At 37.9% G+C, this 15,455-nt stretch carries 14 protein-coding genes; 4 read left to right on the forward strand and 10 right to left on the reverse strand.

The genetic code is table 11. The features are described 5' to 3' along the window. Positions 1-78: 78 nt before the first annotated feature. On the reverse strand, positions 79-2,148 hold the full coding sequence (locus tag P0077_RS03020; protein ID WP_276167691.1) for a T9SS type B sorting domain-containing protein: 2,070 nt from the start codon (positions 2,146-2,148) through the stop codon (positions 79-81). 114 nt (positions 2,149-2,262) lie between these two features. Beyond that, positions 2,263-2,709, reverse strand: a complete 447-nt coding sequence (locus P0077_RS03025; protein ID WP_194524425.1) for an Lrp/AsnC family transcriptional regulator — start codon at positions 2,707-2,709, stop codon at positions 2,263-2,265. Positions 2,710-2,895: 186 nt separating this feature from the next. Between P0077_RS03025 and P0077_RS03030 the strand changes: the two genes are divergently transcribed. The 3 genes from P0077_RS03030 (at position 2,896) to P0077_RS03040 (ending at position 4,996) form a co-directional block, all read left to right on the forward strand. Continuing rightward, on the forward strand, positions 2,896-3,249 hold the full coding sequence (locus tag P0077_RS03030; protein WP_349292971.1) for a hypothetical protein: 354 nt from the start codon (positions 2,896-2,898) through the stop codon (positions 3,247-3,249). 88 nt (positions 3,250-3,337) lie between these two features. Beyond that, positions 3,338-4,189, forward strand: a complete 852-nt coding sequence (gene purU / locus P0077_RS03035; RefSeq protein ID WP_276167693.1) for a formyltetrahydrofolate deformylase — start codon at positions 3,338-3,340, stop codon at positions 4,187-4,189. Positions 4,190-4,291: 102 nt separating this feature from the next. Then, positions 4,292-4,996, forward strand: a complete 705-nt coding sequence (locus P0077_RS03040) for a DUF4197 domain-containing protein (protein WP_276167694.1) — start codon at positions 4,292-4,294, stop codon at positions 4,994-4,996. Between the two features lie 264 nt (positions 4,997-5,260). On the opposite strand, the gene P0077_RS03045 is transcribed toward P0077_RS03040, so the two are convergent. From P0077_RS03045 to P0077_RS03080, 8 genes are all read right to left on the reverse strand, one after another. Further along, on the reverse strand, positions 5,261-6,049 hold the full coding sequence (locus P0077_RS03045; RefSeq protein ID WP_276167695.1) for an alpha/beta fold hydrolase: 789 nt from the start codon (positions 6,047-6,049) through the stop codon (positions 5,261-5,263). 593 nt (positions 6,050-6,642) lie between these two features. Then, entirely contained in the window at positions 6,643-7,452 is an 810-nt protein-coding gene (pyrF, locus tag P0077_RS03050; protein ID WP_276167696.1) for an orotidine-5'-phosphate decarboxylase, read from the reverse strand. 49 nt (positions 7,453-7,501) lie between these two features. Continuing rightward, positions 7,502-8,578: a peptide chain release factor 1 gene (gene prfA, locus P0077_RS03055; RefSeq protein WP_276167697.1), complete on the reverse strand. Its 1,077-nt coding sequence runs from the start codon at positions 8,576-8,578 to the stop codon at positions 7,502-7,504. 143 nt (positions 8,579-8,721) lie between these two features. Continuing rightward, positions 8,722-9,717, reverse strand: coding sequence for an FAD:protein FMN transferase (locus P0077_RS03060; RefSeq protein ID WP_349292972.1), 996 nt, complete (start codon positions 9,715-9,717; stop codon positions 8,722-8,724). Further along, positions 9,714-10,148, reverse strand: coding sequence for a thioredoxin family protein (locus tag P0077_RS03065; protein ID WP_276167698.1), 435 nt, complete (start codon positions 10,146-10,148; stop codon positions 9,714-9,716). The genes P0077_RS03060 and P0077_RS03065 overlap by 4 nt, the downstream gene beginning before the upstream one ends. Positions 10,149-10,176: 28 nt before the next feature. Then, positions 10,177-10,629: a QcrA and Rieske domain-containing protein gene (locus tag P0077_RS03070; protein WP_276167699.1), complete on the reverse strand. Its 453-nt coding sequence runs from the start codon at positions 10,627-10,629 to the stop codon at positions 10,177-10,179. A gap of 50 nt (positions 10,630-10,679) precedes the next feature. Further along, positions 10,680-11,861, reverse strand: coding sequence for an AIR synthase related protein (locus P0077_RS03075; protein ID WP_276167700.1), 1,182 nt, complete (start codon positions 11,859-11,861; stop codon positions 10,680-10,682). 127 nt (positions 11,862-11,988) lie between these two features. After that, a complete protein-coding gene (locus P0077_RS03080) occupies positions 11,989-14,175 on the reverse strand; it encodes a glutamine synthetase III family protein (RefSeq protein WP_276167701.1) in 2,187 nt (728 codons plus the stop codon). A 211-nt stretch (positions 14,176-14,386) separates the two neighbouring features. Here P0077_RS03080 and P0077_RS03085 point away from each other — a divergent pair, with 211 nt between their 5' ends. Next, complete coding sequence (locus P0077_RS03085; RefSeq protein WP_276167702.1) at positions 14,387-15,403, forward strand: glutamine synthetase beta-grasp domain-containing protein; 1,017 nt, start codon at positions 14,387-14,389, stop codon at positions 15,401-15,403. The last annotated feature ends 52 nt before the right edge of the window (positions 15,404-15,455 follow it).

Below are 15,455 nucleotides of genomic sequence, written 5' to 3' on the forward strand. Positions count from 1 at the left end.
TTATACATTTTATATTTAAAACTAGGCTAAACAACGTCCAAAAAGCAAACACCGCTATCTCAACATGCAGAAATACCACTATCTTTTTAAAGCAAAATGACTCTTAAATTCTTTTCTGATTCCGTCTTTGGTGTATTCTACTTTAAACCAATAATCACTGGAGGGTGCATTTTTTCCATTAAACGTTCCGTCCCACGCAAAACTTCCATTTAATTGATGGAGCAGCGCTCCATATTGGTTATAAATACTAACGGCCGGGTCCTCAATCTGAGGAAAGCCCACAATGGCCCACACATCATTTACTCCATCTCCATTAGGCGTAAAAAACTTAGGATAATCCACTACCATAAATTCCTTGGAAAGCACACTACAATTATGAATATCCGTAATATATGCCACGTGCTCTCCCGGACTTAAATTTTCGAACCTATGTTCCGAAGAAAAATTAGAATCATCAACACTATAAAGGTAACTCCCCTGCCCTTCAGCAGAAATTTCTACAATATTATTATCCGTGAAGGGGTCCGAGACAAATACAACTTCAAAAACTTCGGCTTGTGGCGAAGCAACCACTTGGGTATACAAAGGAAATTCACACCCCAACTCCACATTCTGAAGACTTACCACATAAGCACCTTCTTCGCTTGCCATATAAAAAGCATCCGTTGCACCTGCTATCAAATTTTCCTCAGAAACATTTTCCCTGTACCAGGCAAAGTTATAAGCCGTGGAAGAAAGTCCTGTATTTAAAACAGGCAAAGGTTCCAGTGTTTCTCCATTGACCCCCAGACAAAGAATGTACTCCTCTTGCAATTCCGATTGAAAATCAAGTCCTAATAAATTCACATCAAACAAGGCAATCTCATAACAACTATCTCCAGAGGATATTCTCGCAAAAATGGTTTTCTTTGAATTTACCAGCTCATAATTCTCTGCATCTTCAATAGCATTTTCGTAAGCTTCAGCGTCCTCTAATGAAGTATAATACGTAACCTGATATATGTTTACGTCCTGTTCCCCTAGAATAGACCGACTATTGACCGATAAATCTATAACCTCACTTCCAGTGGCATCAACATCACAGAAAAACAATGAATCCGGCTCAGCATCAATTACCGGAGCGGGAATAAATTCAGCTTCCAATGTTCCGGTAGCCACACACGATTCGGAAAAAACAAGCTCTACACGATAACCACCGCTTTCCGTAACAGCTACTTGTGAAACCCCTGACCAATCCGTAATTTCAATATTATTCTTAAACCACCTGTAATCCGTAACACCTTCTACGGTTGCATCCAAAGCTATAGTCTCGTTAATACAAGCTGGGTTTCCGCTGGCAACAGTCCTATCCTCACCTAAATCATACCCCAAAGAAAAACTACCCGCTTCTAAAAATACAGCCGAATCTACTTTTGAATCCCTATTATCCGCAATGACCAACTTAATGGTGTATGAACTGTTGGGCACTACAGGTGATTCTGCGGTTAAACTAGTGGTCTGCCCATGAAAAGATATGGCCGAACTAACTCCGTTTATCTTATCAAAATAAGAAACATTTTTAGCACCGCATTCTCCATCTACTCCAGGTCTGATAGTGGTTACACTAACAGGCAACTTATTATTGGGAATTACCGCCAAATTTGTAGAAATACCTTGCGCATCCGTCAATATAAAGGCAAAAACATCCCCAAACGTACATTGAAAGTTTTCCTGATATTCTTCTGATGCAAATAAGAAATTAAAACTGATGTGGTTGGTATGCGGAACAAAATCAAATTGTATGTACGAGGCATTAAAAAGAACATCCGACCCGGTTATCGATTTTAAATCGGCATCTCCCGCCCAATTTTCACTCCCTCCATCATGAATATCATTATTAGGACCCTCGGCTAACCTAGCTCGTCCAGTACTGAGAACTATTCCTTCTTCATAAGGAAAATCAGAACCATTGGCACTAAAATAACCTATGCCGTTCACACCTTCTTCTAAGCCCGTTTTTGAAGTATAATTAGCTGTTTCCGCACAATTACTATTGATTAGGACATCTTTCACCAACTCCTCTACCGAATAACTGGTATCATCAACATTGATTTGCCCCCAAAGCCCACAAGAGGACAATAGCAGGAATAAAAAAGTTAATATTTTCATTTTCTATAGCGTAACTCCAGAAAACCGGAATGCTAAATATAAGAAACTCTTCATTGGTTTTTAGCACTTCTTTTATAATATACCGGTTATGGAATTGTTAATCCGCTTCTGTTTTTAAAAGGTATCCTTACCTATGGGAGCACTAGATACCACATTAGAAAGTATAATATGCGTGCGTGTCTCCCCATACTGAATAAGTTTATCTATAAACCGCTCTAAATGGAACTGATCCCTTAAAACTACTTCCATAACAATATTCTCATTTCCGGTAATCCGATAACAGTTCACCACCTCCTTATACGTTTTTACGGTCTCCAAAAAAGGTTTTAATTTCCCCATAAAAGCTCGTAAGGTTATGATGGCTTTAAGATGATGACCTGTTTTCGCGTGCGAGACTTTAGTTATGTATCCTTCTATAATTCCCAGGTCCTCCATCTTCTTTATACGCTCCGCCACAGCAGGTGCCGTAAGCCCTACTTGCCTACCAATATCCGCAAAGGTTTCACGTGCATTTGCCTGAAGCCTTTTCAGTATTTTCCAGTTCAAATCATCTATATTCATTTTCGAGCCTTAATTTCAAAATTACCTTAATATCCAAAGCTAAATTACAAAATAGCTTTTGATTCTAAAGACAAAACTTAAAAACTGGCCGTAACTTTATTAATCCTAATTGCTAGTGAAAGAAAAATGTCTTACAAGAACCTTCGTACCTTACCGGTCTATAAAAAAGCCTTAGAGCTTTGCCATATGAGCAGAGAAATTGCGTCGTACGTTTCCTTAAACAAAGACCTTTTAAAACTCTACCAATCTAATAGCCATAGAGATAGCATTGCTAACTCCTTGTTAACGGATGCAATACTTATTCCCAAGAAAATTGCTTCTGCAGAAATCAGTGGCTGCCATATAGAACGGATGAAAAGCGCTAGCTTCATTAATATAATGATACGCAACATCAACTCCTATTGTAATGGCCTGGAAAATGACGGCGTAAAAGAAAAAGAATATTTAAACCTCTTAAGAACAGAAATAAAAAGCTTTAGGCGTTCTTTCAAAAAGTGGCGCAGTTCTTTTCCTGACGGTGGAGCCAATTATTTTAATTAAACTTCTTTTCCTTCAATTTGTTTTAAAATTTAGGTTATACTAAAATTGTTAGTTTAAAGTTCTAATTTTGGATTTTAAATTATCGATTTTGAAAACAACAATTCTTATTCATTGCCCCGATCAAGCGGGAATCATAAGTGTTACCACTAACTTTATACACCAACATAAAGGGAATATCGTTTACCTAGACCAACATGTTGATAAAGAAACCAACGTATTTTTTATGCGATTGGACAGTGATTTTGAAAACCCCACTTTTTCTACCGACAGCTTTAAACAAGAATTTCAACTGGAACTGGCCGATAGATACCACATGCAATGGAGCATGCATGAGGCAGGTATAAAACCCAAAATGGCTTTATTCGTATCTAAATACAATCACTGTCTTTACGATATTTTAAGTCGGTTTAACTCAAATGAACTTGAAGTTGAAATTCCGTTCATTATTAGCAACCACCCCGATCTTAAACTCATTGCCGATCAGTTTAACATTCCGTATTACCACATTCCCGTAACCAAGGATACTAAAGCTGAAGCCGAATCAAAACAACTAGAACTTTTAAAAGAATACAATGTTGATTTTATTGTTTTAGCCAGATATATGCAGATTGTCAGTCCTAAAATAATAAGCAACTTTCCTAATCGCATTATCAACATTCATCACTCATTCTTACCTGCATTTGCTGGTGCCAAACCGTACCACGCAGCGTATAAACGCGGAGTTAAGATTATAGGTGCCACCAGTCATTATGTTACCGAAGAATTAGATGCAGGTCCTATTATAGAGCAAGATGTTACCACTGTAACCCATGCGCACAGTATCAAAGACTTTATTGCTAAAGGTCGTGATCTAGAAAAAATAGTATTGTCAAGAGCTATAAAACTTCATATCCTTAGAAAGACCATGGTTTACAACAATAAGACCGTGATTTTTTCGTAATATATATTTAAAGCGAATTCCTATAGTATTATAACCATTAACTACAAATTATTGAGTAAGGTATCCCCATATCTTTCATGATACAAACCCTAAAACAAGACTATGAAAAAACTTATCATATTATTTTTCGCATTGAGCCTAACGTCATGCCACGAACTTCAACAGGTCGTTAACCAGTTACCGCAGGGCGAAGCAGGACTAGGCAATGACCAAATTGCCGCCGGATTAAGACAGGCCCTGGACAAGGGTATTCAAAGCCAAGTGAGCAAACTTACTCAAGAAGATGGATTCTTAAAGAACGAAGCCGTAAAAATATTACTGCCAGAGGAGCTGCAAAAAGTAGATAAAACCCTTAGAGACATAGGTCTTGGCAGCCTAGCCGATGAAGGTCTTAAAGTTTTAAACCGAGCTGCAGAAGATGCCGTAGGCGAAGCCACCCCTATTTTTGTTGATGCTGTAAAAGGTATCACTTTTAGCGATGCCAAGAACATTTTACTAGGTAGCGATAATGCAGCTACACAATATTTAACCTCAGCTACCCAAACACAACTTTACGCAAAATTCAACCCGGTAATTAAAAATTCTTTTAGCAAAGTAGGGGCTGATAAAATCTGGAGTAACCTTATTACCAAATACAACAATATACCCCTGACCAAAAAAGTAAATCCTGATTTAACGGACTATGTAACCCAAGAAGCACTTAACGGAGTTTACACTATGATCGCCGTAGAAGAAAAGGAAATAAGAAACAATACCGCATCAAGAACAACAGACCTTTTAAAGCGTGTTTTCAGCCTGCAAGATTAAAAATAAATTTTTACCACAAACCTTACAATAACTTGAAAATTAACCCGTTAAACTCATAAGTAGTCTTCATAAACTACGAATCTCTAAGACCTTGTTGATTGTTAAAAATTAGAGATTATGACACTGAATTTTTTGAGTTAGTAATTTTTGAGTTAGTTAGTTTAAAACCGGTGGGAGCACCGGTTTTTTTTGTTTTTTATTAAGGTAGAAAGGATTTAAGATCAGGAAATTTGTAGTGCTTAGTTTTAATATAGAAAGAAGTAATTACCCTCTATTTACATCAGCCACAAAATCAATGACAAAACGATTAAACAATTGTGGTTGTTCTACATTAACTACATGACCGCAGTGCTCAATGGTCAACAAACTAGATTGGGCTTGCTTCTGCACCATTTTCTTAACGGACGGAAGAAAAAGATAATCCTCTCCTCCCATAACATATAAAGTTGGAATGTTGATATCTCCCGCTCTAAAAAAACGTAACAACCTGTTGATTTGCGACCCCATCTTATACCAACGTACAAACTCTTTTTGATACATCTTTTTTGCTTCCCTCACGAAAAGCAATCTAGACTCTTTGTGATTACCGTCCGGCATAATGGCAAAAGTAAATAGTTTGTACAACCAGATATAAGGAACTAATGACTTAAATAGACCACCAAAGCCCATTAAAATCCTAAAGCGCATATCTAACCTTATAATGGCCCCACCCAACACCATGCTTTCTACACGGCCAGGATACTGTTCCGCTAAATTTCTAATCAGTACGGTACCCAATGAAATTCCTATAAAATGAGATTTTTGAATTTTAAGAAAATCCAATACCTCTAAGATATCTTCCGTGATATAATCAAAAGTATACTTATCATTGAAAGCATCCTTTAGACCAGGTTGGGAATCACCATGCCCTCTAAGGTCTAGAAGCAAAACGTTAAAGTGTTTTCTAAATTCCCTTAGTTGTTTGTACCAAATAGAAGAGCTGCCTCCAGCTCCATGCACAAAGGTGACCCAAGAATCCGATTCTTGATGTAAATATGTTACGTAATTCAGCAAAGTGTTCTCTCTTTTTTCCCATTACGGAATCTTGCAATGTATTAAATCTTTTGATCCATTTTTAGTTTGAGCAAAAAATAAAATCCACAGCTACCTATTAAAATGAAAAATTTAAGAAAAACTATAAAAAACTAAGAATCTGATTTCCAAACCCATACACTCTCCCAGAAAGATTGTTAATATCTTATCGTTTTAACAAAATAGATTTAACAAAACCGCAAGAAAAAAAGAGTTATTAACAACTAGCAAAAGAGATCCGCAAGCATTCTATTTATGAATTGTTAATAAATCATCAATTCATCTTAATTTTTGCCATGTACAGCGATAATCGAGATCCAAAGCGAATTTCTGTCCGTATATTTGTAATAAAGCATTTTAAGACTATGGAAAATCAATATTGCAGGGTAGGAACAGTTACCTCGATTACTTCAAACAGAAACGCGATATCACTTTTAGAGCACCAATATCAAACTTTCTTAGGGAAAGCTAACGATATGAAATATGCCGATACTAAGTTGGTAGAATTTTTTGAGCAAAAGGCTGAGAAGATTCAGAGAGTTTTGGAAAATATGATAAAGTAATTTCTTCGAAAACTATAAAAGTTCGGCCATTTGACGTTGTAGCTCTATCGCCTTGTGCCTTGCTGCGTCCGCAAAGTCCGAACCGGTCGAGGCATATATGATACCTCGTGATGAATTTACCAGAAGACCTACGTTTTCGCTCATTCCATTTTCGCAGACCTCTTTAAGACTTCCCCCTTGCGCGCCAACTCCCGGCACCAGCAAAAAGCTTTTAGGAATAATTTTTCGGATATCTTTTAAATATTCCGCTTTTGTTGCGCCTACTACGTACATTAAATTTTCAGAGTTCTTATAAGTTTTGGAAGTCTCCAAAACTATTTTATACAACTCCTTACCCTCTATCAACTTTGTCTGATAATCAAAGGCACCAACATTTGATGTTAATGCCAAGAGTATTGTATACTTATTTTCAAAGGCCAAAAATGGCTCAACCGAATCTTTCCCCATGTACGGAGCAATTGTAACAGAGTCAAACTCCATATCTTCAAAGAACGCCTTTGCGTAACGCGTAGAGGTATTTCCTATATCCCCACGTTTGGCATCTGCAATGGTAAAAATCTCTGGATAATTACTATTGATATACTTAATGGTCTTATCTAGTGATTGCCATCCTTCAATACCATATGCTTCGTAAAAAGCGATATTAGGCTTATAAGACACACAAACATCGTGCGTAGCATCAATAATTGCTTTATTAAAGGCGAATATTGGGTCTTCTTCGGATAACAAATGAGGTGGAATTTTTTCCAAATCGGTGTCAAGACCGATGCATAGAAATGATTTTTTCTTTCTGATTTGGGCAACAAGTTGTTCAGTGGTCATAGAGGCGCTACGGCTATAATGTTATGTTTCTGAAAAAAAAGATAGTACGTTAAAAAATTTCGGATGCTTCTTTCAATTTTTCGGTGTTTTCTACAAAGCTCAACTCATCAATGATTTTCTGAATATCACCATCAATAATATTTTGCAAATCGTAAAGCGTTAATCCAATACGGTGATCGGTAACACGACCTTGCGGATAATTGTACGTTCTAATTTTTGCTGAACGGTCTCCACTACTTACCTGAGAATTACGTTTTGCCGCATCTTCTTCTTGCTTTTTTGCAAGTTCTAGATCATACAATCTTGAACGCAGTACCCTAAACGCTTTATCCTTATTCTTATGCTGGGATTTTTGATCTTGACATTGCGCCACCAACCCAGTAGGAATGTGAGTTAAACGTACCGCTGAATAGGTAGTGTTTACCGACTGCCCCCCTGGTCCCGAAGAACAGAAAAAATCTATTCGGACATCTTTCGGGTCTATTTGAACATCAAAATCTTCGGCCTCAGGAAGCACCATTACCGTTGAGGCACTAGTATGAACCCTACCCTGGGTTTCTGTCTGCGGTACGCGTTGCACACGGTGTACACCAGCCTCAAATTTTAGCGTTCCGTATACATCCTTACCGGTAACTTCAAACTGGATTTCTTTATAACCTCCACTCGTACCTTCACTCAAATCGATTACATTGGTTTTCCAACCTTTGCTTTCACAATACTTGGTATACATGCGGAACAAGTCTCCTGCAAATATACTTGCCTCGTCCCCACCCGTTCCGGCCCTGATCTCAACAACCACATCTTTAGCGTCTTCAGGGTCTTTAGGTATAAGCATTAACTTTATCTCCTCTTCTAGCTGCGGAAGGTTCGCTTTAGCCTCTTCCAACTGCATTTTGGCCATTTCCACCATCTCGGCATCACTACCGTCCGCTATAATTTCTTCAGCCTCTTGAATGTTATCCATAAGCTCAACGTAAACATCACGTTTAGCCACAAGCTCTTTTAAATCTGAATATTCTTTGGTTAATCCTACATAGCGCTTCTGGTCCGAAATAATATCCGGCTGAATAATAAGGTCAGAAACCTCATCAAAACGCTGCTTTACTATATTAAGTTTATCTATCATTATCTTACATCACTTGTGATGCGAATTTACGACAAATTTGTACATTTATTGATATTCGTTCATTTTGATGAAAAGCTTACTTAACCCAATCATGAATCACTTTACTTCTGTTTCGGAAATTTACGCGTAGGAAGCAATCACCTTCAAGGTTTTTCATTTAACAGAATGCCACTACTTTTATACACTCGGTTAGAAGAATCCACCAAAATAACCTCGGTTCCACCCAATTGGTTTATTAGAGCGAGTCCATCTTCCTTACCCATTATATAAACTGCCGTGGCCAAGGCATCACACAGTTCTGCGCTTTTTGCAAAAATTGAAACACTGTTTACTCCTGTGGAAGGATAGCCGGTTCTTGGATCCAAAATATGAGAATATTTAACGCCCTTAAAAATGACATATTTCTCAGAATTTCCAGATGTGGCCACCGAAGATTCAACAATTGGTAGCCAAGAAAAAATCTTTTCATCGCTCAAGGGATTCGCTATTCCGATCAACCACTTTTCCCCAGTTGCTTTCGTTCCCCATGTAGTAAGGTCTCCGGCCGCATTAATTATACCACCAAGCACCTGTTTTGATACCAAAAGCTCCTTAGCCTTATCCGCTGCATATCCTTTACCTATGGCCCCAAAAGATATTCTCATCCCCTTTTGGCTTAGATAGACGGTTTTCTCAAACGGATTCAAAATTATGTTTTCGTAACCTACATTTTTAACGGACTCACTTATTTCCTCAGGTGTGGGAATTTGAGCCATAGAACCATCAAAAGCCCAAATATTATCCATGGAAGCAAAAGAAATATCAAAAGCACCATCTGTGATTTCAGAAATCTGTTTTGCTCTTTCTATCAGCATAAACAATTCTTGACTCACTTTTACCGGCTTTACACCGGCATTTAAATTTATCAATGAAGTTTCCGATTCCGGATTCCATGCCGAAATCATATTTTCGATTCTCTGAATCTCTGCTGTAGCTTCTTCAATATTTATATACCCTATGTCCTCATTACTAGAAACCACTGTAATATCAAACCGTGTTCCCATAAGTTCCATGGCCTTATGGACGGTTACGAGTTTCTTTTCCTGGGCAAAACCACTGGTAAAGAACATAAAAGCGAGTATGTAAAATACCGTTCTCACTCAAACATAGATTTTAAGTGTGTTATATATTCTGTGGGAGAAAGCTTTAAATAGCCTGTTTTTCCAATAACTTTTTCTTCTTCATTCAACAATACAACCAAAGGGAAATGTCCATTTGAATTATACCGTTCGGCCAAATTGTTATTTTGAAGAGCTAGCTCCTTATTAAGTTTATTCGCTTTTTTTCTTGGAAAATCCGCTTTATAGAGAACCAAATGGGCTTCTGCAAATTTTTTAAAATCTTCTGATTGCCATATGGTCTTATCCAACTTTATACAAGGTCCGCACCAGTCAGAACCAGCAAAAACAAGAAGAAGATTCTTGTTTTCCTTTTTTGCAAGGACAACGGCATCTTGGTAACTATCTTCCCATTTTTGGGCGGAAAGCGACAGAGCTACCATCATGAATACCAAGAAGAAAACCTTTTTCATACTATGTATTAGACAAAATCAATGCCATTTATTCAAATATGCGTAGCATATTACCGTTTAATTCGGTTTTAAAAACCTTCAAGGCCTTTGGTGCAGCGCTATCTACTTGGTTAATTGGTGTACCATTTTGCTCAAAACGTGAATTATGGACATCACAGTAAAAAATGCCCCCATTTATACTAGCAAAGCGCACTTCTTCATAACCTTGATGACTACAAACTTGACTAGCTGCAACAAATTCTCCTTCCAAATTCTTAGCTACAACGACCAAATCCTTCACTATAAACCCGCCGTTCTCTGCAAGTTTTGCATTTTCTGAAGCTTCTAAATCTAAAGTAAAATCAATTCCGGTAGGTACGGGAGTATTACCTTCACCCTCAATATTGTCCCCACTATCACTAGAACAACCATGCAAACATGGAAAAGCAAGCGCAAATGCAGCGCTGGCCCCTAAGGTTTTTAAGAAGTGTTTTCTTTCCATAGTACTACTGTTTACTATAAACAACGAACTATTGAAACGATTCGTATACCTTAATAAACAAACTTACCATAAGAACTCTGGATAGTCAGTTTTTTTGAATCACTAGCTTCTACCCTACCCACAATCCGGGCATCTACACCAAAACTTTCTGAAATAGCAATCAAGTCTTTGGCTACACTCTCATTCGTATAAATCTCAAGACGATGACCACAGTTAAACACCTGATACATTTCTTTCCAATCCGTACCCGATTGTTCCTGAATCAATTTAAAAAGAGGAGGAACAGGAAAAAGATTATCCTTTACAATATGAAGTTCATCTACAAAATGAAGGATTTTAGTCTGGGCACCACCACTACAATGCACCATTCCATGAATATCTTCAGAGGTATATTTGCTCAAAATTTTCTTTACAATTGGCGCATAGGTTCTAGTTGGAGACAACACCAACTTACCAGCATCCAATGGTACATTTTCATCAACTTTATCCGTTAATTTTGTACTACCGGAATACACTAAATCCTCAGGTACGGAAGCATCAAAACTCTCAGGGTATTTTTCCGCTAGATACTTTGAAAAAACATCATGTCTAGCAGAAGTAAGTCCATTACTGCCCATACCTCCGTTATATTCTTTCTCATAAGTAGCCTGACCGAACGATGCCAACCCAACTATTACGTCTCCTGCCTTAATATTAGCATTATCTATAACATCCTTTTTCTTTAAGCGAGCCGTTACCGTAGAATCTACAATTATAGTACGTACCAAATCCCCAACATCTGCTGTTTCACCACCTGTAGAACGGATGGTTAGACCATGTTCTGCCAAATCATTTATAAGCTCTTCGGTACCGTTTATGATTTCGGATATCACTTCACCAGGAATCAAATTTTTATTACGCCCAATAGTGGAAGAAAGCATAATATTATCCGTAGCACCAACACAGATAAGATCATCTATGTTCATAATAAGCGCATCTTGAGCTATACCTTTCCAAACCGAAACATCACCCGTTTCTTTCCAATACATATAAGCCAATGATGATTTGGTACCGGCACCATCTGCATGCATTACCAAACAATACGCATCATCGTTCGTTAAATAATCCGGCACAATTTTACAGAACGCCTTAGGAAAGAGCCCTTTATCAATATTTTTAATTGCATTGTGCACATCTTCTTTTGAGGCAGAAACCCCTCTTTGACTGTATCTTTCACTGGTAGACGAACTCATTATAACGGCTTTTTGGCAAAAATAAGGTATTCACCGAATATTCATCGCTTGACAAAAAAAACTTTCTAAAAGTTCTTAGACCAACTGCGTTTTACAAAAAAAGGCCTCGTAAAAACGAGGCCGAAACTTATTTAATGGACAATAACTCCCTGTATTTGGTAAGTGGCCAAAAACGATTGTCTACCAACCGTTCTAATTTATCGCAATGCATCCGTATTTCATCAAAATAAGGCTTTACGTTATCGCTATAAGCAAAAGCTTTCTTATGCGTATCGGCAAGCTTATTAGCCTTTCTTCTAGCATCGGTCATAGCGTCCGTCTGTTTTTTAAGCTCGGTAATATGCTCCGCAATCTGCTCTATAATTCCAGATTGGCCATCCGTCAATTTCCTGTGGGCAGCACCATATATCTCCTTTAGCCCCAGAACGTTTTTAATCAACATATTTTGATATTCTATAACAGACGGAATAATATGATTGTACACCAACTCATTAAACACCCTACCCTCTATCTGAATATGCAAAATATAAGCATCCAGCTCTACCTCTTGTCTTGCCGTAACTTCTTTTTCGCTCATAACCCCCATTGACTCAAAAAGGTCTAAACTTTCTTTTGAGGTTAAAACCTGTAGGGCCTGTGGCGTATTCTTATTGTTACTTAGCTTTCTTCTTTTAGCTTCTTTTTCCCATTCATCACTATACCCATCTCCATCAAAACGAATTCGCTTAGACGTTTTTATATACTCTCTCAGTACATTAAAAACCGCTTCATCTTTTTTGAGACTCTTTTTATCAACCAGCGCATCAACTTCCTTTTTAAATTCTTGCAACTGCTTGGCTACAATTGTATTTAAAATGGTCATAGGCTTAGCACAATTGGTCTTTGAACCCACTCCACGCATTTCAAACTTATTTCCTGTAAATGCAAATGGCGAAGTACGATTACGGTCTGTGTTATCCAATAAAATTTCAGGGATTTTACCGACTACGTTAAGTTTAAGTTCCGTTTTTTCCTCAGGGGATAATTTTCCCTTAGACACACCTTCCAACTCATCTAAAACACTACTCAACTGCTTCCCTACAAATATGGATAGAATTGCCGGTGGAGCCTCGTTTGCTCCCAATCTATGGTCATTACTGGCAGACGCTATGGAAGACCTCAACAACTCCTCATACCTATCCACTGCTTTTATAGTATTAATAAAAAAGGTCAAAAATTGAAGGTTCTTCATAGGTGTAGAACCTGGACTCAATAAATTTACACCTGTATCCGTAGCCAAAGACCAGTTATTGTGTTTTCCCGAGCCATTGATTTCTGCAAATGGTTTTTCATGAAAAAGAACTTTAAGCTGATGTTTGTCCGCAATACGATCCATAACATCCATCAAAAGAAGGTTATGATCAACCGCCAGATTAGCTTCCTCAAAAACAGGAGCCAATTCAAATTGGTTGGGTGCTACTTCGTTATGACGGGTTTTTACAGGAATTCCCAGAAGCATACATTCTACCTCCAATTCCTTCATAAAATTGATTGCCCTCAAAGGAATCACACCAAAATAATGATCATCCAGTTGCTGCCCCTTTGCTGCGGAATGCCCAACTAAGGTACGCCCTGTTAAACTGATATCTACACGTGAAGCAGCAAGTTCTTTATCTACCAAAAAATATTCTTGTTCCCAACCTAGGGTAGCATTGACCTTAACTACGGTTTTGTCAAAAAACTTAGCCACCGCTGTTGCAGCTTCGTCAACTGCACTCAACGCTCGTAACAAAGGCGCCTTATTATCTAAAGCTTCACCGGTATATGAGACAAATACCGTTGGTATACATAATGTGGTGTCATACACAAAAGCCGGACTCGTTGGATCCCATGCCGTATACCCTCTTGCCTCAAATGTATTACGTATTCCACCACTAGGAAAACTAGAGGCATCCGGTTCCTGCTGTACCAATTGTCCACCTCCAAATTTCTCCAACGCCCTTCCATCGGGCATCAAATCAAAAAACGCATCGTGCTTCTCGGCAGTTGCGCCTGTAAGTGGCTGAAACCAGTGGGTATAATGAGTAGCCCCCATTTCTATAGCCCATGATTTCATGGATTCAGCTACTTGATCAGCAATTTTTCTGTCAATCTTTGATCCGGAAAAAATTGCCCCCTGCACGCTCGCCAAAGCATCTTTGGTAAGGTATTGCAACATTCGCTCATTATTGAACACATTAGTAGCATAAAGCTCTGACCTACGCCCCTTTTCATCAACATTTACCCGGTCTCTCTTTTTGCTCTCGGCAATAGCATCAAATCGCTGTCTAGACATATTATTACATTATTTTGAGCGGCTAAAATAAGGATTAACGATTTAATAATAAAAACTTAAAATAATCAACTTACCACAAAATACCCTGTTAAATTTAGGGCTATTGTAAATAATACTCAATTTTTCCACATTTACCCCCCTAAAAATTAGTATAATTCAACAAAAAACATATTTTTGTTTGTCTTTAAATTTAAAATTAATTACCGTAATTATGAGCAAAACAAAATTAGAGTACATCTGGTTGGATGGATATTTCCCTACACAGAACATGCGTAGCAAGACTAAAGTCGTTAATGATTTTAGTGGAAAATTAGAAGATTGTGATATGTGGTCTTTTGATGGAAGTTCAACAAGACAAGCAGTAGGTGGATCTTCAGATTGCTTGTTAAAACCAGTTGCTATTTACCCTGACCCTGCGCGTAGAGATGCCTATTTAGTAATGACCGAGGTCTTGAATGCTGATGGAACTCCACACGTTTCTAACGGTAGAGCAACTATTGATGATGATGATAATGATTTCTGGTTCGGTTTCGAACAAGAATACTTTATTATGGATACCGCTACTCAACTTCCTTTAGGTTTCCCAATTGGTGGTTACCCTGCTCCACAAGGAATGTACTACTGTTCAGTAGGTGGTAAAAATACACACGGTAGAGATATCGTAGAAGAGCACGCGGATCTTTGTATCGATGCTGGATTGAACTTTGAAGGAATTAACCAAGAGGTTGCTTCTGGACAATGGGAATTTCAATTGTTCGCCAAAGGTGCTAAAAAAGCAGGTGATGAAATCTGGATCGCAAGATACCTTTTAGATAGATTAACAGAACAACATGGTTATTACATTGAATACCACCCTAAGCCATTAGGAAAAGACATGGATTGGAACGGTTCTGGTATGCATGCCAACTTCTCTAACGAAGTTTTAAGAACATGTGGAGACAAAGCAACATATGAGAAAATATGTGAAGCTTTCCGTCCTGTTGTAAAAGAACACATTGCTGTTTACGGTGAATTTAACGACCAACGTTTGACTGGTGATCACGAAACTGCTTCAATTAACGACTTTAGCTTTGGTATTTCTGATAGAGGTGCTTCTATACGTATTCCAATTATTACAGTAGAGCAAGGCTGGAAAGGTTGGTTAGAAGACAGAAGACCTGCTTCTAATGGTGATCCGTACAAGATTGCGGGTAGAATCATCAAAACAGTTAAATCTGCTAAGATTTAATTAGAATAAAATTTTTTGTTGTTGACATAATGTAAAACGCCCGAACCAAATG

Origin of the sequence: Zobellia alginiliquefaciens (genome assembly GCF_029323795.1) — a bacterium.
Classification (GTDB): Bacteria; Bacteroidota; Bacteroidia; order Flavobacteriales; family Flavobacteriaceae; genus Zobellia; species Zobellia alginiliquefaciens.